The sequence below is a fragment of the Mycobacterium appelbergii genome (assembly GCF_032883035.1).
In the GTDB taxonomy this organism is placed as follows: Bacteria; Actinomycetota; Actinomycetes; order Mycobacteriales; family Mycobacteriaceae; genus Mycobacterium; species Mycobacterium appelbergii.
In genome coordinates this window covers 333,701-358,207 of the sequence record NZ_JAMQTH010000005.1, presented here as the reverse complement: position 1 = coordinate 358,207, position 24,507 = coordinate 333,701, and the positions used below count along the sequence as shown (strand labels likewise).

Genomic DNA, 24,507 nt, shown 5'->3' with positions numbered 1-24,507 from the left:
CAATGACTATCAACGCACAGCAGACGAGCACGGACGAGCCCACACGTGACGTCACCAGGGTGGCCGCCATCGCCGCGACCGCCGCAAGCATCGAGTACTACGACTTCTTCATCTACGGACTCGCGGCAGCCCTGGTCTTTCCTACGGTGTTCTTCCCCAACCAGAGCGCCGCTGTCGGAATTCTGCTGTCGTTCGCGACCTTCGGAATAGGCTTCCTCGCCCGGCCCCTCGGCGGCGTCGTGTTCGGTCACTTCGGTGACCTCATCGGCAGGAAGAAGACGCTGGTGATCGCACTGGTCACCATGGGAATCGCATCCACCGCCATCGGCGCGCTGCCCACGTACGCGTCAATGGGCCTGCTTGCTCCAGCCCTACTCACACTCCTTCGCTTCGTCCAGGGCATCGCCATCGGCGGTCAGATGGGCGGAGTGGTGCTACTGGCCGTGGAGGCTGCGCCGCCTCAGCGCCGAGGTTTCTTCGGGAGCTTCTCGTCGCTCGGCGCGCCCGGTGGGGTGCTGTTGGCCAACCTCACCTTCCTGATCCTGACGGCGTTCGTCTCCACCGAGGCCTTGATCCAGTGGGCCTGGCGATTGCCCTTCGTGATGAGCATGATCCTGGTGGCGCTCGCCCTGTACGTACACGTCAAGCTCGAGGACACCCCTGCGTTCCAGCGTCTGCAGCAGGAGCGCCAGGCAGCGGACCAGCCCGCCGTTCGTACGCCGACGCGATCACCGGTGTTGACGGTGCTGCGGACCTACCCGCGCGAAGTCGCGCTCGCCGCCGGCAGCTACATCGGTATCAACCTGACGTATTACCTCTACATCACCTTCGTGATCTCCTACGGCACGAATACCCTTGGGCTGTCTCAGCGCACCATGCTGGCCGCCATTCTGATCGGCTCCACCGGGCAGATACTGGCACTCCCGCTCGCGGGTGCGCTGTCGGACAGGGTGGGCCGCAGCCGGGTGTACATGTGGGGTGCCGCCAGTTCGGCAGCGTTCGCGTTCCCGTTCTGGATGTTGCTGCAGACCGGTGAGTTCTGGCTGATCACCCTGGCGATGTTGATCGGCCTCGGACTGCTCCACAGTCTCATGTACGGGGTACAACCTGCCTTCTTCGCCGAAACGTTCTCCACCGAAGTCCGCTATTCCGGGGTGTCACTGGGCATTCAGACGGGCGCCGTCATCGGCGGCGCCTTCGCACCGATGACCGCCACCGGTCTACTGTCGAGCTTCGGTTGGCCCAGCGTCGCGCTCTACATGGTGGCTGGATGTCTACTCACCCTCGTTTCGGTCTGGATCCTCGCCAACCGGAACAAGACCCGGGCTTCTTGACTTGCACTCTTCGAGAAACTCGCGGCATCGCCTCAGCAGGAGTCGGCCTGGACGGAAGGGGAACATGAAGTCACGCGCATCCGATGAGCAGTACATCAAGCAGCTGATCACGGAATGGGTTCTGACGGGATGGCGCCTGGAGCCCGGCGCGAATTTCGACTTCCGCGCCCAGCTCGAGCGGTTCTACGACTGGACCTCTCCAGATGTCGTGCTGCACGACAACGCCGACCACCAATGCACCATCGCCCGCTCGACCGCCGAGTACGCCGCCATCTGGGACAGGGGACTCGCCAACCTCACCGCTCTGTCCAACACCGTGGACGACGGGCCGCACGTCGTCGTGGCGGGTGATCTCGCGGTGGTGGACGTGTGCTTCAGCAGTCGGTTCGAGTTTGAAGAAGGGCACACCGCCGTCGCTCCCACTCGAAGTTCACTGGCCTTGCGTCGACATGGCGACCGCTGGTTGATCTTCCGTGAGCACGGTTCGTGCCTCAATCCACACGCGTGAGGTGTCAGTACTGCCAGATCACCGAATGAACCGTCCAGAAAGGCATTTCATGACCACCCCGGCACTACCCGCCCGAGAAGGCGTCCTTGTCATCGGCTCAGGCGAACTCGGTTCCAGCGTCCTCGACGCGCTGTCGCGACATTCTGACCGCGACGCGGACCTTCGCACCGTCACGCTCATGGTCCGCCGGGCCACGACAGACCAAGCGAGGCGACGAGCGGAAGACTTGGCCGCCAAGGGCATCGCACTCATCGAGGCCGACATCGTGGACGCCACCATCCCCGAGCTGGCCGCAATCATGGGCCGCTACCACACGGTCGTCAGCTGCATCGGCATGACCGCCGGCCGGGGCACTCAACTCAAACTGGCGAAAGCTGCAGTCGCCGGTGAGGTTCCGCGTTACTTCCCATGGCAATTCGGCATGGATTACGACGTGATAGGGCGCGGTAGCCCGCAAGATCTGTTCGACGAACAGCTCGACGTCCGCGACCTGTTGCGCGGCCAGGACACGACCCAGTGGGTCATCGTATCGACGGGCCTGTTCACAAGCTTCCTCTTCGAGCCTAGCTTCGGTGTCGTGGACCTCGAGACCAACACCGTCAACGCGCTGGGCAGTTGGGACAACGAAGCCACCCTGACCACTCCGGAAGACATTGGAGTCCTGACGGCCGAGATCATTCATGCCCGGCCACGGATCGCCAATCAGGTCGTCTTCGTCGCCGGCGACACCATCAGCTACCGGCAGTTGGCCGACGTCGTCGAGCAGGTGCGCGGGAAACCCGTCACGCGCACCGAGTGGTCGCTGCCGTACTTGCTCGACGAGCTCAAGCGACACCCGACGGACGAGATGAAGAAGTACCACGCAGTCTTCGCGCCCGCAAAAGGTGTGGCGTGGCCAAAAGAAGAGTCCTACAACGCCCTTCGTGGAATCAAGACCACGACTGTCGCCGATTGGGCACGCGACCACCTCTGACGGGTGGTGCGTGCCCTACTTCAGTTCTGGTGCAGGCGGTGCACTTTGAAGGCACAGACTTCATCGCCGGCGAGTACCCTCCTGGTGCTGTAGCGATCCTGACCGCGCCGCGCGGGGCAATCGGGCTACCGCTTGAGTTACGGGCCTATCAGGACGAGGCGATGGTGGCTAGCTTCGAGGGCCGCATCACTCACGCCGCGTCGGGTTCGGTTGGCGGTTCCATCGAAGCGGACTTTTGTGACGGGCACCTCCGAGTGGGATTACGCATGCACCAAGAAGGCGCCGTGCCGGACCCGATACCAACCTTCCTGAAGCCGGGGATCGACCTGACACTTAACTACGATGCGCTCAGACCTGCCGCCCTTGAGGAGGTGTTGGCGACGCGGCGCGTGCTGTCCTTTGCCACTCACCTTGAGGCATACGTTCAGGGGCAGCGATTGTTCAGAGCGTTGTCACCGAATCCGCCGCAAACAGCCGAGGACTACGATTTGGACCTTTTGGCGGCCGAGCAGTTCGCCTATGACCTTGACGTGGTCCAACAGCGCACCGGTTTCTTCTTCGACGTCCCCGACACTCTCGATCCCGTCGATCGCGTCAGAATTCGAGTCGCGCGTCTCCTTCTCGAAGGACATATCGTCGCCTCGCCCCGCGTGCCCAAGTTCACGCTCGGGCTCGCTGGAGTTGACAGTCCGCAACTGCGAAAGAATCTGACTGAGCCGTGCCACATCTGTTGGCCTGCAGGACCATACGAAGTCACCCTAGGCGGGCGCCGACTGCCGATCGGCGATGTGTACGTGGCGCACCCGCAAGCGATCGCCGTCAATGGCGCCGCGGCGATCTCCGCACTGGAATCTGCTGAAGCAGAAGGGTTTCTCGTTGAATTCCGTCCTGGCTAAGACGATTTCTTCTATATCACCCTGGCGGACGTGCCCAGCGACGAGGCCGAACGACGTTCCGTCTCAGAATGGTCGCTACACGGAATAACTCAACCCAACACCGTGTCGGACCGAGGTATGACCGAGCCGGCGCATTCGCACACGAGACTTGGACGTTCAGCAATCCGAATCGCTGTTGTCAGCGCGCATTGCAAAACCTGCACCACCGTACCGTTCCAACTTTCGCCATTTGGATGACCGAAGTCGCCGCGCCATCTCCGCGGCAATCCCGAAAAGGCGCAGGTAGAAGAGGTCGGGCTTGCCATCCCGTTTGACGATCGACATCCCCGGCCCACTCCTGTGCGAGTGTCGCGACCAATCTGGGTGTTGCGTTGTTGCCTCGGTGAACGTTTCGGGAGAAACGAAGCCGATCGGTTCCTGTCTCGCAACACCTCGCTAGGTCGACGTCGAAGCCAGGATGGACAGTGGGCTAACTCACGTATCGACGTCCGCGCCGTACTCGTCCCGATTATTTCTGATAGCTATCGAACGGCTCATCAGCCATATTGTTATTTGCTACGAATGAAATGAATGCCAAAGCTTCGCCTTCGCCGGATCGCGCATGCCGCCACGTCATTGACATTGTTTGCGTTGCTCTTTACCGTCCTGAGGGACACCGGAACGGCAAGTGATGCCTGTCTCTCATGATGTTTGCTGATCGAGGGATCGCATGCGAGATGAGCATAGCTGGATCGCTGGTGCAGGGAACTTTCTACCCAGCAGGCAGCAAAGCATCTGGTTAGGTGGGCCGGCGCGCTGGCTGGCGGCGGTGTGTGCGGTAGCTGTGACCGTGGGTGGGCTGCACGTGATCGGGCCGGTGGCATCGCAGCGGGTTGATCAGGTGGCGCGCACGGTGTCGGCGGCGGAGGGGTTCGCCGACACCGCGGCGGCTGCGTTCACCGAATCAGCGGTCGGCTCAGACCTGTCGTTGACCGCCGAGCAGCGTCGCGCCGGGTTGCCCACCGATCCGGTGGCCGGCCTCACCTCCCAGACTGCGGCCGGCCCGGTACAGGTGGTGTTGCCCGGCGGTCTTGGGGATGCCCAGCACACCAGCGGTGGGCAGGTCGTCTACCCGGATGTTGGTGCCGGGTTTGACATGTTGGCCGAAAACACCGCCACCGGCACCCGCACCATCGCCCGGATCAAGGGTCCGGGCGGGGTGCGGATGGTCACGACCTTCGTGCGGACCCCGGTCGATACGGTGATGCTGGCCCACACCAACGGCTATTTGACTGTCAACAAGGCGACCCCGGCTGCTGAGACCGTCGGGATGTTCTCCCCGGCCGAAACCCGCGACACCGCTGGGAAACTCGTCCCGAGTTCGTATGTGGTCAAACAACTGGCCCCGCAGCTGTACGCTCTCGCAGAGGTCATCGACCCACAACCGGGTACCGCCTGGCCGGTGTATGTCGACCCGCCTCTGCACCTGACCGGTGCCGGTGGGGCGCCGCTGGGTTTGTTCGATTCGGTCACCAACACCGTCAGCTCAGTGGCTAACACCGTGACCGCCGCAGCGTCGACCGCGTTGTCGGCCACCGCCTCCGGCGCCAAGGCTGTTGGGGGGTTCGTCAAGGAAAACCCGCTGGAATCAGCCATGCTCGTCGGCGGTGTCGCCCTAGCACTCACCGGCGTGGGTGGACCAGCCAGTGCAGCGATGATCGCCTCGGCCACGGTGAATCTGGCCAGCGCCAGTGTCGATGTCGCCGCGGCCGCCCTACCGGACAACCAAGCCCTCGGCATGGCGTCGACCGTGCTGGGTGCGGCATCCATGGTCACCCCACAAGGCGCCGCCAGAAAAGCCGTCACAGAAGGCACCGAACTCGCCGCCGAACAACTCGCCCAACACGCCGACGAGATTGTCGACGTCGCCAAAGCTGCACCCACCCCGCCGGCGCAATTAGCAGACGACATCCCCGCCACCGCCGCTACGAAACCACCAGTAACACCAGGGGTCTCACCTAAAACTCCTAACGCGCCCCCGACCGCGAAAGCCCCGGACGCGCCGACCGGGTCCGGACCTGCTCTTCCGGTTCCGGACGTCAAGCCCAAGCCCACGGGGAAGACAATCTCGCCGCCGGTCAAGGACAAGGTCACTGCCGACCGGGTGTCTAAGAGCCCCGACGGCAACCTGCGCTGCGAAAACCCGCACTGCGCCCAACGGGTTTACCGGCAGGAAGGCAGAACGCGAACAGGCGATAAGATTCCGCCGAACCGCGCCCAGTTCGACCACAAAGACACACCGAAATCGCGCGGCGGCACCGGCGGCGAAAACGGTGAAGACACCCAGATTCTATGCCGACGGTGCAACGGGCCAGCCGGCAAAGGCGATAAGCGGCCTGACGAATGGGCAGCTGCCCAAGAAGATATCGGCCGCGACTCCAGACGGATAATCCAGAGACACATTCGTGAACACGGTGAGCCGCCGGACGGGGTGATCCACTCACCGAACCTGCGCCCACAAGCAGCCGTACGCAACGGCCAAGCCCGCGCCACAACCCAGGCCACCGCGGCCCAACACCGTGACACCGCAGTCAGCACGGCACGAGGCACCAACAACGCCTCCGCTCAAAGCAACGCGTCCTCAACCGCCAGCACCAAGTCCCAAGACGGTGGAAAGAAGAACGACAAGAAAAAGCCGAGCAAGAAGAAAAAGAAGAAAGACAAAAAGAAAACAAGAAGAGCAAACAGCACCACAAAAAACCCAAGTAACCGATGATGCGACGTACGTTCGGGCGGAGGGTCTTGAGGCTCCGACACTATCCTCGACGCCAAGACCCGCCTACCCGCCACATTCACCTTGGAAGAGAGCACCGGTGGCCAGCGAACATCCAGACAAAAAAGAAGGCTACCGAGAGGTCGCCTCACCACTCACCGGCGATATGCTGGCGCCGCTGCCAGCGGAGTCGCCCGGGCTCGCGATCGAGGAGCCGCTCACCGACGACGACTACCAGGCGGTCGCCGAATTTCTTGCCGACTACCCGGACAAGAAACTCTATGTCTCGCAGCTTGAAACACCGGAGTGGAGTTCACAACCGTTTGTTCAGCAACCGATCACTGATCTGGAGTTTCTGCGATTCTTCCCGAAGCTGCAACGATTCGCGTGCAACCTGTTTTATCTGAAATCTCTGGGCGGGCTGCGGCATTTGAAAGCCTGTGCGTGGCTGCAGGTCTACAAAAGCCCCACGCGGCTCTCGGCTGCACCGATCGCGGAGTTGACCGGGCTCGATTACCTGATGCTCGATGGCCAGATCCGCGACCTGCACGCACTCAAGACGCTGCCGAATCTGACCATCTTGAGCCTGGGCTATGCACGCAAACTGCCCGGCTTGGATTTCCTCCCGGCTAGTGTTCGCACCTTCAGCATGAACCTCGGCAGCATCACCGACATCAGTGCCCTGGCCGACACCCACCTCGAGGAACTCGCGTTTTTCAAAGTCGGCGCGCTTCGTGATCTGAGCCCCATTTCACAGGTCACCACCCTGCGCGAACTACAGCTCTACCACTTACGCGAAGTCACCGAGTTACCCGACATGTCAGCGCTGACCCATCTCACCGATCTCATCATCGATGACCTCAAACAACTCTCCGACACCCGGCCCGTACTCACCGCACCCCACCTCACCAACCTTGCGGTCACCGACCTCGCCAGCATCGACCCCCAAGCCTGGGAACAAACCTGGAAAACCTGGCTCCAACAAGGCCGCCCACCCTTCTGGCAATAGCGCCACCAACAATCAAATCCGGACTCTGCCTCACGAAAGCGAATAGTCGCTTAGCCCTCGGCTCCGCGGCCGTACGTGGTGGCAAAGCGATCATCGATCAGCCCCAGCCAGGTGTCTTGGTCGTCTGCCAACGATCGAAGCAGCGGAAGTGACACGAACCGGCAGTAGATGACCAGTCCGTCGTCGGCGTCGTCTCCGCGAACGAGATGCTCCCACCTATCGGCGGTCTCGTCGGCGCAGCACATCGGCATCACATTCAGATGATCGGCTGTGAAGGTGAAATACACAGGGCTGCAGCGTATGTAGTGACGACAAGCTGCGGTCGTCCGCAGGAATGCGCGACCAACGGGTTCATCCTAGGGTCTTCGCGGCGGGCTCCCGGTCATTCATGGGGATTGCCGCAGCCGCCCGTTGGATGGCGCGGCACACTGCCTTGATGGCTGGATGAGTCTCGTTAGCCGCCCGCAGGGCGATCGAGATGGAGCGTCGCTCGCCCACCAATTCGTAGAGACCGGGTGGGCGCTCATGAGTACGCCAGAGCAGGTCGGGCAGAAACGAGCTCGCGTGGCCCGCATGCACAAGCTGTACATGAATCGATAGGTTCGCGGCTTCGAAACGGATGTCGGGTTCGAAGCCGGCGTCGCGGCATTGAGCGATGGCCCAGCGGCGCCCCACACTGCCTTCGGGTTCCATGACCCAGGCGTCGTGGCGCGCTTCGGCGAGGTCTGGTGAAGCTCTGCCGTTAGACCGTGCGAGGTAGAGCGGATCCTCGACGACCGGAAACCGGATAATCTCAGACGGTACTGCGAAGGGGTAGCCGGGGAACTGTTCGGTGACCAGCAGCTGAAGGTCTCGATCCAGTAGCGCGGGCAATGCGGTGCTCGGTTTCGCCTCGATCACTTCGACCCGTAGCCGTTCGTGCTCGCGCAGCGCGACCAGGGCGCCGGGCACGATCGACTCCGCGGCTGTCTGGAACGCCCCCACGCGAATGGTCCCGACGGGTTCGTGTGCTGCTGCCGCGAGGTCGGACTCGGCTTGGTCCAGCTGCGACAGGACTTTCTTCGTGTGCTCGACGAGCACCTTTGCTTCGGTGGTGAGCCGCACATTGCGCCCCACCCGTTCGAGCAGGCGCACTCCGACGTCGGACTCGAGCTGGGCGAGTTGCTGGGAAATCCCGGACGGCACGAAATGCAGGGCCTGTGCCACAGCGGCAATGGTGCCGTGCCTGTCGAGTTCGTAGAGCAGGCGCAGTCGGCGAACGTCGAGCATGGCCTCAACTCCATCCATCAGTGCAGGTGAACGGTTCTGAATAGAAACAGTACTTTGTGTGAACTCTGATTGGCGTTGAGACTTATGGCATCCATCAAAACGACGCGATGCAGAGATGAAGAAGAGACTCCAATGGCCAAAACCTCGGAACCCCGGCTCCGGCGTGCGCTGCAAGCCAGCCTTGTCGGCAGCACGCTGGAGTTCTACGACTACATCATCTTTGGGCTGGCGGCCGCGCTGGTGTTCCCAGAGGTCTTTTTCCCCAACAGCTCACCGGTAGCCGGCATTCTGAGTTCTTTCGCGACCTTCGCGGTGGGGTTCGTCGCCCGGCCCGTGGGTGCAGTAATAGCCGGACATTTCGGTGACCGAATCGGCAGGCGCCGCGTTCTGCTGGCTACTTTGATCGCGATGGGCATCGCCACCGGTGGGATCGGGTTGCTGCCCACTTTCGAGCAGGTCGGGGTCTGGGCTCCTGTGCTTCTGGTGCTGTGTCGCATCGTCCAGGGCCTTTCACTCGGCGGCGAGTGGAGCGGCTCTGTGCTGCTCGCCGTCGAGCAGAATCCCGGCGGACAGCGCAAGGGGTTCTTCGGGAGCATCCCGCAGGTGGGTGATCCGCTGGGACTGTTGCTGGCCAACGGTGCCTTCGCGATCGTCCAGGTGAGTGTGGACAAAGAAGCGTTCATGTCATGGGGATGGCGAGTGCCGTTCCTGTCCGGGCTCGTCATCGTGGCGGTGGGGCTGTGGTTGCGGTTGCGAATCACCGAGACGCCGGAGTTCGAGCGCCGCGCCAAGGCCAAACCGCCGCTGCGTATTCCGCTACTCACCCTGCTACGAGAACAGCCACGGAACTTCGTGCTCTCCATGGGATGTCGCTTGGCCAATGATGTGGCTTTCTACATCGTCACCGTTTTCGCCATCACCTATGTTGTGCACCAGAACCTGATGGACCGTTCGGTCGTACTCATCGCGACGATGTGCGCAGCCGGGGTTGCGGTGATCACCACACCCCTTATGGGTATGCTCGCCGACCGGATCGGTGTCCGCAAACTCGCGATCTTCGGACTTGTTGCTCTCGGCGTCGGTGTGGCCACGTACTTCCCGCTGCTTAACACCGGACGGCCCGCGCTCGCCATCGCGGCAGCAGTGTTCACCAACGGCATTGCGGCCAAGGCGTTCTGGGCGCCGTACGCGGGGCTTCTGTCTACGCTGTTCCCTGCTGAGATGCGCTTCAGCGGTATGTCATTCAGTTTTCAGCTTGCGGGCATCGTCGGCGGCGGTATCGCACCGTTCGTCGCGGCGGCGCTGCTCGAAATCACCGGCTCATCGGTCGCCATCACCGTGTATGGATTGACCGCCGTTGCGATCAGCCTGATCTGTGTCGCGACGGTGCGCACCTACCCGAATCGGCCAACCAGCGAGGCCGGATCGACCGTCGAGAACGCAGATTTCACACGCACGTCCGAGAAAGAGGCAATCAAATGACCTTGACACTTTCCGCCATGGCCGAGGTGTCGGAGGCCCGGCTGCAACGCTTGCAGAGCAAGATCGCCGGGTCGCAATTCGACGCGATCGTATGTTGTGGCTTCGAGAACATCCAGTACGCGACCGGCTACCGGAGCGCCCCCGGATTGAACCGCCGCAGCCAACGAATGGCCGCGATCGTCACCCCGTCTACGGTCGTGTTGGTCGGAGGGACCGCAGAAGCCGCGCCGGCCATCGATGGGGGAATCGACCCCGAGCGGTACGTGCCGTACGGCACTTTCTACTTCGCCCGAGTATCCGACGACCATCCCATGACACGCTGCCTACCGCAGCAAGATTCGCTCGGTTCCGGTGTCGAGTACGCCGCCCGCCTGCTGACGTCGGCCGCAGCCGTCGGCATCGATAACGATGACTGCTCCGACGAGGTACGTGCCGCGCTGGCCAGTGCCTTGCCCGGGACGACATTCCACAACGCGAGTTCCTGGTTGCAGGGCGTCCGCAGCGTCAAACTGCGGGGCGAAGTCGACCGGCTACGCCGGGCCGCCCGGTTGGCCGAGAACGGCATCACTGCAGCTATCGCCGCGGCGGCGCCGGGAGTGACCGAGAACGAACTGGCCGCAGTGGTCGCCAGCACGATTTCCGAAGGCGGCGCGATGCCGCGTTCGATCACCCTCACTACCGGGGCGCGCTCGGCGTTGGCCGACGAGTTCCCGACCAACGCTGTTATCCAGCCGGGAGATCTCCTGCGGTTCGATGTCAGCTGCGATTACGAAGGCTATCGCTCAGATATCGGGCGGACTGCGGTGATCGACGAACCAACCGCATTGCAGCGCAAATGCTATGACGCGATCTGGCGCGGGGAGGAGCGTGAAATCGCCATCTGCCGGCCCGGGCTGCGGACAGGGGATCTCTTCACGGCAGCCATCGAAGCTGTCGAGGAAGCCGGGTTGCGACCCTACCGGCGCCAACACTGTGGGCACGGCATCGGAATGCAGATCTATGAGGGGTTCCGTGTCGCGCCCGGCGATGACCACGTGCTCGAGCCGGGCAATGTGCTGTGCGTCGAGACGCCGTACTACGTCCTGGGATGGGGCGGGATGATGGTCGAGGACACACTCCTCATCACGCCCGACGGAGCCGAGGTGCTAACTGTCAGCACGCGTGATCTCAGGACAGTCGCGTGGTAACCGCATACACCAGGAAGATGCTTTGCCAGCGGTGTGGCGTTGTCGTCTCCGATGAGCAAAGCGTCGGAGGCTGCGTTTCCTGTGCAGCACAATGCATCCCGGTGAACCTGCACGCGCAGTTCGCCGTATACGACCCGATTGTGTCTGTCGATAGGACGCAGCCGGGGATATTCCGGTGGCGGGCCGGTTTCCCGATCGAGACGACCACGACTCCTATCAGCCTCGGTGAGGGCAATACGCCAGTCGTGCACTGCGAGGCGTTCGCCGAGCTGCTGGGAGTCGATTCCGTGGTGATCAAGGATGAGTCGCGTAACCCGACGTCCTCCTATAAGGATCGTCTCGCTGCGGTGGCAGTCACCAAAGCGGTCGAGGCTGGTGCGTCGACCGTCGTGGTGGCCTCGACGGGCAACCACGGCGCAGCCGCTGCGGCGTATGCGGCCAGGGCTGGCCTGGAATGCGTGGTCCTTGCCGCTCGTACCGCATCGGCACTCATGGTTGAGCAGATTCGCGGATACGGTGGTCGCGTCATAGCCCTTCCCACCATCCCTGACCGGTGGACGGTCATGAAGGCTGCGGTCGAGGAGCTGGGCTGGTTTCCGATCTCGGGTTTTCAGATCCCCCCGGTGGGATCGCCACCCTTTGGAATCGAGGGCTACAAATCGATCGCCTTCGAACTGCACGAGCAGCTTACGGAGACGCCTACAGCGGTTGTCGTGCCGACGGCTTATGGGGATGGTCTCACCGGGATCTTCCGAGGTTTCGAGGAACTGCGCGGGGCCGGGCGGATAACAGATACGCCGCGCATGATCGCCGCCGAAGCCCTTGGGCCACATGCAAAAGCGATAGTCGCGGGCAACGTCGATCGGGTTCCCGGGATCGAACGACGGCCGACGCTGGCGTTCTCTGCGGGCACTCCGGTTGGTACGCACCAAACCTTGGCGACGTTGCGCCGCAGCGGTGGTGCGGCCGTAGGACCCATCTCGGACGACGCCGTCCTGGAGGCGCAGGCCGACCTCGCTCGTGAAGCCGGTGTCTACGCCGAAACCACTTCGGCGATGACTCTGGCCGCTGCGGCCCGTTTGGGCGACGGCGGAGCCTTGCGGGAGACCGACCGACTCGTCTTGATGATCACCTCAAGCGGGCTGAAATCCACCGCAGAAACCGCAACCGTTCGCGCGGCTGTCCCTGAGATAGAGCCGAAACTCGATGCATTACTTGTCGTCTTGGGTGGGTAGTGCGGCTCCGCATCAAGGTAGGGCGCCACTATCCGGAAGGGAGCCGTGCGAAGGATAGGCGGGGCCGCTGCCCTTGCCTGGTTCCTGCCCGCCCGATCCACTCGAGCCGCGCCCGCAGAAGGCCTTGCCGCCGACGACTTCTCCGAGCTCTCGTTGTGGACAGCGCCCAGGCCCGACGACCTACGTCGGTGTCGGTGACCGCTCGTTGGCCGATCTCCATCACCAACTCATGCCGTCATTCGAAACTGCTGGCACGCGTAATAGTCTGACCTGCATGGTCGAGACTCCACCGCAGCACGGATTCTGAACCCCGTGCACGATTCCCCGGCGGGGGTTCGTGAGTACTCGTGCGCCGACCCGGAAGGCCAGGTCTGGACCTTCAGTAGCTACACAGGCGAGTGACTGGGCTTAGCCGTCGACAGGTGCTTGCACGGTGCGTCGGTGCTCGGCTCGTGCGGCAAATTGACCGTCGGCGTGGAGCAGGGTCAGGCTGCTTTAGCGCCATGCTGTCTGGGCTGCGAGATCCGTTGGCATTTCTGATGTTCTCAGAGTCACGCCTGATCTGGTCAGTGCTCCGCAGTGTCGATGATGTCGGCGAGTCGGCGAAGTTGGCGTGCTAGTTGTTGACGCTCATCCGGGGTGAAGGCGGCGTACGCGCGGGCTTGTGTCGCGCGCCGTTGGGTGCGGACCCGGGCAAGCAATTCGGCGCCGGTGGCGGTGAGGCTGACGAGGACTCTGCGTTCGTCCTCCGCACTCCGCTGGCGGTTCACGTAACCCTTGATCTCGAGCTGTTGAACCATTCGTGTCGCGTTCGGTGTGCTGACGTTCGCGGCCGCGGCGAGTGCACCGACGGTCAGTGCCTCCACACCCAGGAGGGGATCGAGAAGCGCGAGCTGGGCAAGTGATAACCCGCCTGTCGCAGCCGGATTGCCGCGCGCACGGCGCATGGACAGAAAGAGTTTGTCGGCAGCGTCGCCGAGCTCGTTCACGCCGGTGTCATCCACAGCTGCCGGTAGGGCGGGCTGCCTTGGAGTCACGAGCGGAAGTATACGACGTGCTATTGTTAACTAGATAATGATTATCTAGTTAACAAATGAGGAGAGTGCGATGTCCGCCGCGCGAATCGATGCCCACCACCACGTTGTTCCACCCCGGTACCGGCGGTGGCTCCAGGAGCGGGGAGTCTCCGCGGGCGGTCGCGCAATCCCCGAATGGAGTGCCGAGAACTCGCTTGGCCTCATGGACCGGATCGGAGTTGAGAGCGCAATCCTGTCCGTATCGACACCGGGCGTCGAGCCGGCAGACGCAGACAATCAGCGGCCCTTGGCCAGAGAGCTAAATGAGTTCTGCGCCATTACTGTTCAGGAAGTTCCGCAACGCTTCGGGTTCTGGGCCACCCTGACTCTGCCTGACGTGGAAGGGGCGCTGCTCGAAGCGACTTATGCGCTAGACGAGCTCCATGCAGATGGTGTGGTCATCTTGGCCAACTCGCAAGGTACGTACCTGGGCGATCGTCGATTCGACCCGCTGATGGAAGAACTGAATCGCCGTGCCGCTGTCGTGTTCGTACATCCCTCCCATCTTCCAGGCGATGAGGCGCCCGGCATCCCTGCCTTCGCTGCGGACTTCCTCCTCGATACCACCCGTGCCGCGGTCAACATGGTCATCAACGGCACCCTGGAGCGGTATCCGGATCTACGCGTAATCCTTTCTCACGCTGGAGGGTTCGTTCCCTACGCAGCCGATCGGATTGCCCGCAGCATCGCGTTGGAGCACTCGCACTTAACTGAAGACGCGGTTCTGACCGGATTACGGCAGTTCTACTTCGACACCGCGCTTTCGGGCTCGAAGTTCGCTCTGCCGAGCCTGTTGTCTTTCGCTGAGCCGGATCACATCGTGTTCGGCAGCGACTACCCTTACGCTCCTGCGGAATGGGCAATGTCGTTCACCGACAATCTCGATAACTATGTTGGCCTCGACCACGCATTGGTGAACCGTGGAAATGCTGAACGTCTCCTACCCCGCTTGGCACGGTAGCTGAACTTCGAAGGCACCGTGTGTCGCCCCGCCCACTCGAGATGGGCAGACCACAGCTCGCACCAACAAGCAGGGGCTGTACCCGTCGGACGTGACCGATTGGACTCGGCATGCTTGTCTGCCAGACTGAGGTCTGACGACCAGATGAGCAGTTGACAAGGAGACGTGATGACAGGCCGGATGGGGCAGGTGGACCGGCGACCGCTCTATGAACAGGTCGCGGAGCGTCTGCGCGAATTCATCGACACCAGCGGCATGCAACCCGGTGACAAGTTGTCCAACGTCCGCGATCTTGCTATTGAACTGCAGGTAGGGCGTTCGTCGGTCCGCGAAGCCATCAACGCTCTGCGTGCCCAGCGCATCGTGGAGGTCAGGCACGGCGACGGGATCTACCTGTTGCGGCGTCCCGAAGACGTCATTGAGTCATTGGCGACCGAACTCGTTGAGACCCACGTCGATCATCCCTACATCTGGGAGACCCGGCAGGCGCTGGAAACGCAGTGCGCGAGGCTGGCAGCCGCCCACGCGACCGTCGAAGACCTCGCCGAACTCGATGCAGCGCTGGAGCAGATGGGAAGCGAGATCGAAAACGGCCTGCCCGGCCTGGATGGCGATCGACGTTTTCACCTCGGCGTCGCCATCGCTGCGCACAATCCGTTGCTCCTCAGGTTGTTAAAAGGGTTACGCGTGTCGCTGGATCGAACGTCGGAAACGTCGTTGACCAGGCCGGGGCAACCGGCGAGCTCCCTGGACGCGCACCGGGGCATCGTGGAAGCGATACGTGCGCACGAGGCCACCGACGCGGCGAACAGAATGCTTGCGCATCTCGTCGGTACCACTGACGAGCTCGTCCGCCGCTGATCCGGAACCTTGGGCGCGGGGCCTCGAGGGAATCGACGTTTAGTAGTGACGGCCGCCTTGCGACCTGTTACTGTTCCGGTGATCAGATCACCAGCACACTTCATGATCGTCCGGCTCCGAGAGATCAGATCACCTGATCATGGGAAGAGGGAAGCTCTATGGGTTCGTCATTCATCGCGGCCAACCGGCTGTGGACGCAGCAGCAGGAGGAGGCCGGCGCCAAATTGGTCGCCCAGCTCGACGAGCTAGACCTGCGTCAGGTCCGGGTCAGCTGGGGCGACCAGCACGGCATCCTGAGGGGCAAGACCCTGGAGGTCGACGCGTTCCGGTCAGCACTGAAGGAAGGCAAGGATTTTCAGACTGCAACCCTGATCTTCGATACCACCAACAACCCCGCGGTACCGCCCTTCGAGGCTCAGGGGTTCGGCGACGCCAGGCTGACGGGCCTGCCCGACGCGGTTCTTGTTCCGGACCCGACGACATTCCGTGTCCTGCCGTGGGTTGACCGGACCGGCTGGGTGCTGTCGGAGATGTACTACCGCAGCGGGGAGAGGGTGCCGTTCGATACGAGAGGTGTCCTGAAGACACAGCTGGCGAAGTTGGAGACCGAGGGGTACAGCTTCACCACCGGCGCCGAACTCGAGTTCTACATCACCCGCCTGGTCGACCCGAAGCTGACCTTCGGCGATTCTGGTTGGCCGCCGGCGGCACCCGAGGTCACGGCGCTGTCGCACGGCTACCAGTACCTCACCGAGAACCGCGGTGACGAAATCGACGACATCCTGTCCATGCTTCGCGACCAAATCGTGGCGCTGGGAATGCCGTTGGCCACCGTGGAAGACGAATGGGGTCCGGGCCAGGTCGAGATGACCTTCGACCCGCTTGTCGGTATCCAGACCGCCGACAACGTGCTGCTGATCCGTAGCGCCATCAAGCAGATCTGTCGCCGGCACGGTTACCACGCCACGTTCATGTCGCGTCCGGCATTCCCGAACATCGTTTCCAGCGGATGGCATCTGCACCAGTCCTTGGGTGCCGCCGGCCAAGCAAACATCTTCCCAGGTGATGACGGGAAGCTGCTGTCCGACACCGCGATGCACTACATGGCAGGCCTCCTGGAGCATGCCAAGTCCAGCTCGGTGCTGACCACCCCCACCATCAACGGCTACAAGCGTTACATCGCTAATTCCTTTGCCCCCGACCGCATTGCGTGGGCCGAGGAAAACCGCGGTGCAATGATTCGCATCTCAGGTGTCCGCGGTGACGACTCCACCCACCTGGAAAACAGGATCGGTGAACCTGCCGCCAACCCGTACCTGTACATGGCCTCGCAGCTGATCAGCGGCCGCGACGGCATCGCCCGCAAGCTCGACCCGGGCCCGTCCGCCGATGAGGCCTACACCGCCGACGTTCCGCTGTTGCCCGCCACCCTGGAGGAGGCAGTCCGCCACTTCGAGGGCAGCGAAGTGATGCGCCGTGAACTGGGCGATGCCTTCGTCAACTATCTGACCACGGTGAAGAGAAAAGAGATCTCGCGTTTCAACGCCTACGTCACCGATTGGGAACAGCGCGAGTACTTCGAGGTGTTCTGACCGACACCCCACCATCTGACGTCCGTCGAGGAGTCCAGAGTAGATGTCACTGAAAATCATTGCTGAGCATCGGGAATCACAGCCGGGGGCGAACGCCATCACGGTCGCTGCCGCCCAGTTGGGCGGGCCATGGCTCAAACCTGCCGCGCGGTTGGAGCTGATCGTCGAAGCCGCACAGGTTGCGGTCGGCGCCGGTGCGACGCTGATCGCCTACCCGGAGACCTACCTGTCGGGGTACCCGTTCTGGCCGTCGCGCACTCAGGGTGCACTGTTCGACCATCCCGACCAGAAGAACTGCTACGCCTACTATCTCGACGCCGCCGTCGAGGTCGGCGGCCCGGAACACCGTGAGATGGAAATGCTCGCTGCGGATCTCGGCATCACCATGGTCGTCGGGATCACCGAACGCGGTCGCGGGCCGGGACGCGGCACGGTGTGGTGCACCCTGCTGACCATCGACCCGCGACACGGTCTCGTCGGGCATCACCGAAAACTGGTGCCCACCTACGACGAACGCCTCGTCTGGGGTCAAGGCGACGGTGCAGGTCTGATCACCCATCCGGTCGGCAAGGCGGTTGTGGGCAGCCTGAACTGCTGGGAGAACTGGATGCCCCAGGCGCGCACAGCGTTATACGCGCAAGGCGAGACCGTACATATCGCAGCGTGGCCCGGGTCGAGCAAACTGACCGGTGACATCACGCGGTTCGTCGCTGCCGAAGGTCGGGTGTTCGGTGTCGCCGCATCAGGGTTGATCACTGCCGATTCGATTCCCGGCGATTTCCCTCTTGCCGAAGAACTCCGACAGGCCTCCGACACCGTGGTTTTCGACGGCGGCAGCGCCATCGCCGGACCGGACGGACAGTGGTTGATCCCACCGGTCGTCGGCGAGGAGGGGCTGATCGTCGCCGACCTGGATCTCGACCGGGCGTTCGCCGAACGGCTCAACTTCGATCCCACTGGCCATTACACCCGGCCGGATGTGTTCCAGACGGTCGTCAATCGGGCGCGCCATGAGTCCGTGCGGTTCACCGACGATGAGCGCTTGCGCGAAGAGCAAACGGCGGAAGATCCGTTGGAACAAGAACTGAGGGCCTACCCGTGAATGGACGGTCCGTTCTGATCTTGCAGCATCAATCCGACGATGGTCCCGGGAATCTGACGACCTGGCTCGACGATCACGCAATGCCTTACACGATCGTCGACGTCGCCAGAGGGCAACTCCCGGAACCGGGTCGATTCCGGGCCCTCGCTGTACTTGGGAGCAGTCGCTCAGCCTACGAAACCGGCGAGCCCTGGATCCAAGCCGAACACGATTTCGTTCGCGCATGCATCGATGCAGGAACCCCGGTGTTGGGAATCTGTTTCGGAGCACAGCTTCTCGCGCTTGTCCTCGGCGGCAGCGTGCATCGGATGGCACAACCCGAACTCGGCTGGTATCCGATCAGCGGTGACGAGCCCTATGGCGGAACCTATTTCGTCTGGCACGGAGACGAGATCACGGTACCCCCGGGGAGCAGCCTTCTGGCCAGTACCCCGGCCTGCACGCATGCCTTCGCCAACGGTCGACATCTCGGAGTGCAATATCACCCTGAACTCACCTTTGAGCACATCGATTTCTGGATCTCCACGCCGCGTCGCCGACAGTCGATCATCGACGCGGGCGGTGACGTCGAGCAGATCATGGATGCCACTCCCGTTCTGGAGCCGGCCGCTGTTGCCGCAGCAGGCCGGCTCTACCACCGATTCTTCTCGGTACATGTCCACCTAGATTCAGGAGTGACGCCATGCCCGCACGCCTCGCCAGCACGGTAGCCATCGGTCTGCTCGCCGGTTTGTCCTGTCTGCTCACCGGATTCGTCGTAGCGGCACCGATCTGGGTGCTGTTCATCGCGTGGGCGTCGTTCTTCGCCGCAGGCGGCGGTCTCACCGGCGCCGCGCGTTCACTTGTCATGCTCATCCTGGGCGTGGCCAGTGCCACCGCGACCATGATGGCGATCGGTGCTCTTGGCGGCAGCACTTGGGCGGTCGGTGGATGTGTCATCATCGGCGCCGGCATCCTGGTGTTCATCACCCGCGACGGTCTCCTGAGCTTCACCCCTGCCGGGTTCTTCGGCTTCGCCTCGGTGGTCGGCACTCTCGCGGCCACCGGGACTGCGATCACCGCACCGGTCAGCCTCTCCCATCCGGTCCTGCTGGTCCTTGGGGCACTCCTGCTCGGCACCGCGTTCGGGCTCGCCTCGGAGCGGCTCGGTGGCCTCCTCACCACCAAGACCGCCCTTGCAGCGGCCGAATCGTGACCGCGTATCGCGGTGTCCTCACTATCAACTCCGGTGGGGAGAAGATCGTCGCCCGAAGAAGTGCAGGCGACATTGGTATCGTCGGCTACGCGGCGTATCCGCCGTCGATCCTCAGCACTGCGCCCGTGACGTAGGAGGCCTGTGGGCTGGCGAGAAAGACGACGCCTGCGGCGATCTCGTCCGGTCGGCCGTGCCGCCCCATCGCCGTTGTCGGCAGGAACATGGATGCGGCTGGGCCGTCGGCGGGGTTCATCTCGGTGTCGATGAACCCGGGCTGGATGACGTTGACCGTGATCCCTCGGTGAGCCAGATCGCGGGCGGCGCCGCGGCTGTAGCCCTCGAGGGCTGACTTGGTGCCTGCATAGTCGGCCATCCCGGGAAAGCCGACGCGCGTTGCCACGCCCGAGCTGATGCTCACGATCCGCCCACCATCGGGCAGCAGCGGGAACGCGGCCCGGATCGCGGCGACCACACTCGTGTAGTTGATGGCGAGCTGGCGGTCGATGGCGGACTCGTCGGCGAGTTCGCTGTCAATAGGGGCGGCGGCGGTGAAGCCCGCATTGTTGACCAGAATGTCGAGCTGTCCGAATTGCTGGACCACGCGGTGGATCAGCCCCGCCGCCTGCGTCGCATCCGCCTGATCGGCTCGAAATGCCGCCGCGCGCACTGCCTTTCCCTCCAGTTCGGCGACGACTGCCTTGGCCTGGTCCGCCGAGGATGAGTAGCTGATCGCGACATCGGCTCCTTCGTCGGCCAGCGCCAGCGCCGACGCCGCCCCGATCCCTCGCGATCCGCCCGTCACGAGCGCTACTTTGCCGTCGAGCTTGCCCATGTGCTTCCCACTTCCCGTTGTTGCGACGTACGGCCGAATTCTTGACCGTCCGGTCCACCATAGGCATTGTGGACTGTATGGTCAATAATGCGTATGGTGGACCGCATGGCGCGTCCGCGAGCGTTCGATGAGAGGCAGGTACTGAACGCGGTCCGCGAGCAGTTCTGGGACGCCGGTTACGCCGCGACCTCGTTGGAAGACCTGATGCGGGTGAGCGGGCTGGGCAAAGGCAGTCTCTATGCAGCGTTTGGTGACAAACGTCAACTCTTCCTCCGGGCGCTGCGCAGCTACACCGACGACGGCCATGACCGACTCCGGGAAGCGCTCGCGGAGGCCCCGCGGGCTGTGGACGCACTGCGCATGCTCCTCGAGGCGCCGATCGGTGACCCGACCGACTCCGGCGCGCAACGTGGCTGCCTGATGGCCAACAGCGCCAGCGAGCTCGGTAACGCCGATCCGGAAGTCCTCGCCCACGCCCACCGCACGTACGAGATCTCCACCGCCTTGATCGCAGACTGCGTCATCCGCGCCCAACGCGAGGGCGACCTAGCGGTTGAAGCGGATCCGATCGCGCTGGCGCGGGCACTCCTGACCGCGCAACAAGGGATCGTGTTCATGAGCCGGACCGGTTCGGACGCAACCACACTCACCGCCACGGCACGATTGCTCGCAGCGCAACTCCTGCCGGACCACTCCTGCCACTGAACCGACAGGTGCCGACGAGCCGGCGCGGAAGCGGTGATCACTACCATGGGTAGGGATGACTGATTCGCAACACTCATACCAGGTTCGGGCCGCAGTACCATCAGATTTCGATCTGATCATTGAAGTGGTCGATGACTGGTGGGGGCGTCCCGCGTCCCGAGATCTCACTCGGCTATTTCTGGACCATTTTCATGACACCAGTCTTATCGCCTCGACGCCGGAACTGCCTCTCGCCGGGTTCGTCATCGGATTCCTCTCACCAGCCCAGCCTGACGCTGCCTATATTCATTTCACCGGCGTGCATCCGGTGATGCGCCGTACCGGACTGGCCCGGGACCTCTACAACCGGTTCTTCGAGATGGCCCGCAAGGCCGGCCGCACCAAGGTCAAAGCGATCACGTCCCCGGTCAACGCTCGTTCCATCGCTTTTCATCAAGCTATCGGCTTCGATGCGTCTGAACCCATTGTCGATTACGACGGCCCGACACTCGACCGTGTTGTCTTTCAAAGGTCCCCGTGAGTGCCTGCCCAGGCGCTGCTGCAATCGAGACCGCGATCGCGGGAGTGCTGACACATCTGACCGAACGCGGACCGGGCGGTGTTCTCGGTGTCTACCTTTACGGTTCGACGGTTGTTGGCGGCGCCCAGCTCGATAGCGACATCGATCTCCTCGTGGTGACCCGAGAAGCTCTGAGTGTCCCGGAACGGGAGTCGCTCACTCGACTGCTGCTCAACAGCTCCGGATGGAAAGGGCACGCAAACACACTGCCGGAAGCGGCAACTCGCAGGCCGATCGAGCTGACCTCGTTCGCTATCGGTTCCACCAGACCCTGGGAACCGGAACCGCGGTACGACTATCAGTTCGGTGAATGGCTTCGCCATGAGTTCCTCTCCGGCATGGTGCCCGGCCCCACGAATGATCCAGATGCCGTGCTCCTGGTAGCGACCGCCCTCGCCGGCCAGCGCACCCTTCATGGGCCTGCGTTGTCGACGTTGATCGCACCGGTCCCAGAGGAGAAATTACGCGATGCCGCGCTCGCGGTGATACCTGCTTTACGTGAGGCGATCGTTGGCGATGAACGCAACGTGCTGCTGACACTGGCCAGGATCGCCGTGACCGTCGAAAGTGGCCGCATCATGTCGAAAGATGCTGCGGCAGAGGCTGTTGTGACACGACTCGCGGCGAGGGCCGTGCGCTGCTCGAACTGGCACGCGCGGCATATCTAGGTGAGGCGACGGTCGACTGGACTCGTCATGCCGACGGTGTTCAGAAGGCGGTGGACGCGCTGGAAACGCTGGCACGTGAGACGTACGCCGGGCGGGTGAATCGTAATCACCCCGCCTGAACAGATTGTCAATCACTCCGCCTGCGCGGACTCCAGGAGATGCGCGATCGTTGTGGCGCCCAGTCGTTCGGTGACGGCGTCGGCGATGTCTTGCTCGATGGTGATGAGTGCCTGGGCAATTGACCGTCCGACGGTGCATGACGGGTTGGGGTCGTGGATACCCATGGTGGGTTCGTCGGCCTGCACCAATTGCCACACCTCGGCCAGGGTGAGTGTGGACGGGTCGCGCTGCAGCAGCCAGCCGCCGTTCTTGCCCGCTGTCGAGCTGACGATCCCCGCGGCACGCAGTGGAATCATCACGCGCCGTATGTATTCCGGGCTGGTGTTCACACTGCCCGCGAGTGCGGGGGAGCCCACGGGTGCACTATCGGAGGCGCCCGCGAGGTAGGTCAGCACGTGGACGGCCACGGCGAACTGGATGCTGATCGGTGCGGGCATGCCTCCAGTTTGACATATCGCGATCAGTCCAATTACGTTTTGTATTGCGATCAGACTGATTGCGATAAGGAGCGTGGGCATGAGCGTGGGAATCACGGGCGCATCGGGCGCCCTCGGACGGCTGGTGGCCGACAGCCTGTTGAATGTCCTCGACCCGGCCGACGTCGTCCTGACCACGCGCAACCCCGATGCGCTGTCCGAGTTCACCCGCCGCGGCGCTCGGGTTCGCCACGCAGACTTCGGCGATCCCGCCACGCTGCTCGACGCATTCACCGGCGTCGACCGGTTGCTCGTCATCTCGGCCGACAACGTCGGCAGCAGAGTCGCGGGCCACCTCGCGGCGATCGATGCTGCCAAGCGTGCCGGGGTATCCCACGTCGTGTACACCTCCGTCCCTCAGCCCGCTCCGGAGAACCCTGCGCTGGTCGTCGCCGATCACCGCGCGACTGAAGACGCCCTGCACGCGTCGGGCCTGCAGTGGACGGCGTTGCGCAACAACGTGTATGCCGACATGCAGCTGCCGGTCGTCGCGCGTGCGGCGGCTACGGGCAGGTTGGTGACCAACGCCGGCGACGGTGGCGCCGCATACGTCACGCGCGCGGATTGCGCGGCCGCTGCCGTCGGGGTCCTGACCGGAACCTTCGAGACCAACGTTTCTTACGACATCACCGGCCCGCATGCGGTGACCGCACACGACCTGGGCGCCCTGGCCGGCGACCACGTCGAAGTCATCCATGTCGACGACGATGCCTACGCCGCGGGTCTGCGTGACTCCGGGCTGCCCGCCGACGTCGCGGACCTACTCACCTCGTTCGGTGCCGCCGTCCGCGGAGGCTTCCTGGCCGACGTCACGGATGCCGTCCCGGCGCTGAGCGGTACGCCGGCCACATCACTTACCGAACTGATCGCCGGCCAAAGGAGTTGACCGGCATGCAGATTCGACGACTCGGTTGGGCCGGTATCGAGGTCATCGCCGACGATCGCGGGCTGGTCGTGGACTACGTGCGTGACTTTCCGCTGCTCACCAAGACCGTGGGGGGCGGCGCCTATGCCGCTCACTCGAACCCGGCCGTCGCCGCGCTGGTCACCCATCTGCACGAGGACCACACCGACGTCGCCGCGATCGAGTCGGCGGTCGGCCCGGGCGGAACCGTACTGCGGCCGGCGCCTTTCGTCGGTGCCGCCGCCGAGGCGGAGTTCACCGAACCCAACGAGCACCGGCTCGCGGCGGCCGTCCTCGACGTGCGCATTGCCACGGAGTGGGAGCGTGTCGAACTCGGGCCGTTCACCGTGACCGCCGTCCCCGCCGTCGACGGCCTGGGCGACCCCCAGGTGAACTGGGTCATCGAAGTCGGCGGGCGCAGGATCCTGCACGGCGGTGACACGATCTTTCACGGCTCCTGGTGGCGGATCGCGCGGCGTCTCGGCCCGATCGACATGGCAGTGCTGCCGATCAACGGCGCGGTGGTGCAGGCGCCTCATCTGCGGCCGCCGAGCCAGGTTCCCGCCGTGCTCACACCGGCCCAGGCGGTCCGCGCGGCGGTGATACTCGGTGCGCACACGGTCCTGCCGATCCACTTCGGCGTGCACCAGCCGCCGATCTATGTCGAGGAGAAGGACCCCCTGGCCAAGCTCGTCGAATTCGCTTCCCGGGAGTCGATGACCGTGTCGAACCCGGAACCAGGCCAGGTGATCGCCGTCCCGGCGAGGTAGGACCGGGGCGCGGTTATGTGCCAGCACAGCTCAGACGCCAC

25 protein-coding genes are annotated in these 24,507 nt (G+C 63.4%); 20 read left to right on the top strand and 5 right to left on the bottom strand.

Going from position 1 to position 24,507, the window contains the following annotated elements:
* The first annotated feature begins 2 nt into the window (after window positions 1–2).
* From M1247_RS14120 to M1247_RS14095, 6 genes are all read left to right on the top strand, one after another.
* Window positions 3–1,334 carry an MFS transporter gene (locus M1247_RS14120; RefSeq protein ID WP_317156972.1) on the top strand — a complete coding sequence of 444 codons (1,332 nt, stop codon included), beginning with the start codon at window positions 3–5 and terminating at the stop codon, window positions 1,332–1,334.
* Window positions 1,335–1,398: 64 nt separating this feature from the next.
* Window positions 1,399–1,842: a YybH family protein gene (locus M1247_RS14115; protein ID WP_317156971.1), complete on the top strand. Its 444-nt coding sequence runs from the start codon at window positions 1,399–1,401 to the stop codon at window positions 1,840–1,842.
* A 49-nt stretch (window positions 1,843–1,891) separates the two neighbouring features.
* Window positions 1,892–2,815, top strand: a complete 924-nt coding sequence (locus M1247_RS14110) for an aromatic alcohol reductase (RefSeq protein ID WP_317156970.1) — start codon at window positions 1,892–1,894, stop codon at window positions 2,813–2,815.
* 38 nt (window positions 2,816–2,853) lie between these two features.
* Window positions 2,854–3,711: a hypothetical protein gene (locus M1247_RS14105; protein WP_317156969.1), complete on the top strand. Its 858-nt coding sequence runs from the start codon at window positions 2,854–2,856 to the stop codon at window positions 3,709–3,711.
* A gap of 829 nt (window positions 3,712–4,540) precedes the next feature.
* Window positions 4,541–6,466 carry an HNH endonuclease gene (locus M1247_RS14100; RefSeq protein ID WP_317156968.1) on the top strand — a complete coding sequence of 642 codons (1,926 nt, stop codon included), beginning with the start codon at window positions 4,541–4,543 and terminating at the stop codon, window positions 6,464–6,466.
* A 97-nt stretch (window positions 6,467–6,563) separates the two neighbouring features.
* Entirely contained in the window at window positions 6,564–7,472 is a 909-nt protein-coding gene (locus M1247_RS14095; protein ID WP_317156967.1) for a leucine-rich repeat domain-containing protein, read from the top strand.
* A gap of 50 nt (window positions 7,473–7,522) precedes the next feature.
* Here the strand turns inward: M1247_RS14095 and M1247_RS14090 are convergent, their stop codons facing one another.
* Complete coding sequence (locus tag M1247_RS14090) at window positions 7,523–7,759, bottom strand: NUDIX hydrolase (protein ID WP_317156966.1); 237 nt, start codon at window positions 7,757–7,759, stop codon at window positions 7,523–7,525.
* A 64-nt stretch (window positions 7,760–7,823) separates the two neighbouring features.
* On the bottom strand, window positions 7,824–8,741 hold the full coding sequence (locus tag M1247_RS14085) for a LysR family transcriptional regulator (protein ID WP_317156965.1): 918 nt from the start codon (window positions 8,739–8,741) through the stop codon (window positions 7,824–7,826).
* A gap of 132 nt (window positions 8,742–8,873) precedes the next feature.
* Between M1247_RS14085 and M1247_RS14080 the strand changes: the two genes are divergently transcribed.
* The 3 genes from M1247_RS14080 (at window position 8,874) to M1247_RS14070 (ending at window position 12,645) form a co-directional block, all read left to right on the top strand.
* Window positions 8,874–10,223 carry an MFS transporter gene (locus M1247_RS14080; RefSeq protein WP_317156964.1) on the top strand — a complete coding sequence of 450 codons (1,350 nt, stop codon included), beginning with the start codon at window positions 8,874–8,876 and terminating at the stop codon, window positions 10,221–10,223.
* Entirely contained in the window at window positions 10,220–11,410 is a 1,191-nt protein-coding gene (locus M1247_RS14075; RefSeq protein ID WP_317156963.1) for a M24 family metallopeptidase, read from the top strand. The genes M1247_RS14080 and M1247_RS14075 overlap by 4 nt, the downstream gene beginning before the upstream one ends.
* Window positions 11,411–11,511: 101 nt before the next feature.
* Window positions 11,512–12,645 (top strand): pyridoxal-phosphate dependent enzyme, encoded by a 1,134-nt coding sequence (locus tag M1247_RS14070; RefSeq protein ID WP_317156962.1) that lies wholly within the window; start codon window positions 11,512–11,514, stop codon window positions 12,643–12,645.
* 566 nt (window positions 12,646–13,211) lie between these two features.
* Here M1247_RS14070 and M1247_RS14065 read toward each other — a convergent pair.
* Window positions 13,212–13,682, bottom strand: coding sequence for a MarR family winged helix-turn-helix transcriptional regulator (locus tag M1247_RS14065; RefSeq protein ID WP_317156961.1), 471 nt, complete (start codon window positions 13,680–13,682; stop codon window positions 13,212–13,214).
* 70 nt (window positions 13,683–13,752) lie between these two features.
* Between M1247_RS14065 and M1247_RS14060 the strand changes: the two genes are divergently transcribed.
* The 6 genes from M1247_RS14060 to M1247_RS14035 all read left to right on the top strand — a co-directional run bounded on the left by M1247_RS14060 (window position 13,753) and on the right by M1247_RS14035 (window position 19,432).
* Window positions 13,753–14,682, top strand: a complete 930-nt coding sequence (locus tag M1247_RS14060; protein WP_317156960.1) for an amidohydrolase family protein — start codon at window positions 13,753–13,755, stop codon at window positions 14,680–14,682.
* Window positions 14,683–14,850: 168 nt separating this feature from the next.
* The gene (locus M1247_RS14055; RefSeq protein WP_317156959.1) at window positions 14,851–15,543 is read left to right on the top strand and encodes a FadR/GntR family transcriptional regulator; all 693 of its coding nucleotides are present in this window, start codon (window positions 14,851–14,853) and stop codon (window positions 15,541–15,543) included.
* A gap of 158 nt (window positions 15,544–15,701) precedes the next feature.
* Complete coding sequence (locus M1247_RS14050) at window positions 15,702–17,135, top strand: glutamine synthetase family protein (protein ID WP_317156958.1); 1,434 nt, start codon at window positions 15,702–15,704, stop codon at window positions 17,133–17,135.
* A gap of 43 nt (window positions 17,136–17,178) precedes the next feature.
* Window positions 17,179–18,237 (top strand): carbon-nitrogen hydrolase family protein, encoded by a 1,059-nt coding sequence (locus M1247_RS14045; protein ID WP_317156957.1) that lies wholly within the window; start codon window positions 17,179–17,181, stop codon window positions 18,235–18,237.
* Window positions 18,238–18,317: 80 nt separating this feature from the next.
* The gene (locus tag M1247_RS14040; protein ID WP_317156956.1) at window positions 18,318–18,947 is read left to right on the top strand and encodes a type 1 glutamine amidotransferase; all 630 of its coding nucleotides are present in this window, start codon (window positions 18,318–18,320) and stop codon (window positions 18,945–18,947) included.
* A complete protein-coding gene (locus M1247_RS14035) occupies window positions 18,920–19,432 on the top strand; it encodes a DUF1097 domain-containing protein (RefSeq protein WP_317156955.1) in 513 nt (170 codons plus the stop codon). The genes M1247_RS14040 and M1247_RS14035 overlap by 28 nt, the downstream gene beginning before the upstream one ends.
* A gap of 85 nt (window positions 19,433–19,517) precedes the next feature.
* On the opposite strand, the gene M1247_RS14030 is transcribed toward M1247_RS14035, so the two are convergent.
* Window positions 19,518–20,264, bottom strand: a complete 747-nt coding sequence (locus tag M1247_RS14030; protein WP_317156954.1) for an SDR family NAD(P)-dependent oxidoreductase — start codon at window positions 20,262–20,264, stop codon at window positions 19,518–19,520.
* A gap of 105 nt (window positions 20,265–20,369) precedes the next feature.
* Between M1247_RS14030 and M1247_RS14025 the strand changes: the two genes are divergently transcribed.
* Genes M1247_RS14025 through M1247_RS14015 form a run of 3 tightly spaced genes read left to right on the top strand, consistent with a single transcriptional unit; the run spans window position 20,370 to window position 22,196 of the window.
* Window positions 20,370–20,969, top strand: coding sequence for a TetR/AcrR family transcriptional regulator (locus tag M1247_RS14025; protein ID WP_317156953.1), 600 nt, complete (start codon window positions 20,370–20,372; stop codon window positions 20,967–20,969).
* 55 nt (window positions 20,970–21,024) lie between these two features.
* Window positions 21,025–21,489 carry a GNAT family N-acetyltransferase gene (locus M1247_RS14020; RefSeq protein ID WP_317156952.1) on the top strand — a complete coding sequence of 155 codons (465 nt, stop codon included), beginning with the start codon at window positions 21,025–21,027 and terminating at the stop codon, window positions 21,487–21,489.
* A complete protein-coding gene (locus tag M1247_RS14015) occupies window positions 21,486–22,196 on the top strand; it encodes an aminoglycoside adenylyltransferase domain-containing protein (RefSeq protein WP_317156951.1) in 711 nt (236 codons plus the stop codon). The genes M1247_RS14020 and M1247_RS14015 overlap by 4 nt, the downstream gene beginning before the upstream one ends.
* 131 nt (window positions 22,197–22,327) lie before the next feature.
* Here M1247_RS14015 and M1247_RS14010 read toward each other — a convergent pair whose 3' ends face one another.
* Entirely contained in the window at window positions 22,328–22,753 is a 426-nt protein-coding gene (locus M1247_RS14010; RefSeq protein WP_317156950.1) for an Rrf2 family transcriptional regulator, read from the bottom strand.
* Window positions 22,754–22,832: 79 nt separating this feature from the next.
* Between M1247_RS14010 and M1247_RS14005 the strand changes: the two genes are divergently transcribed.
* Both M1247_RS14005 and M1247_RS14000 read left to right on the top strand, forming a co-directional pair.
* Entirely contained in the window at window positions 22,833–23,678 is an 846-nt protein-coding gene (locus M1247_RS14005; protein ID WP_317156949.1) for an NAD(P)H-binding protein, read from the top strand.
* A 5-nt stretch (window positions 23,679–23,683) separates the two neighbouring features.
* Window positions 23,684–24,466, top strand: coding sequence for an MBL fold metallo-hydrolase (locus M1247_RS14000; protein ID WP_317156948.1), 783 nt, complete (start codon window positions 23,684–23,686; stop codon window positions 24,464–24,466).
* Window positions 24,467–24,507 lie beyond the last annotated feature (41 nt).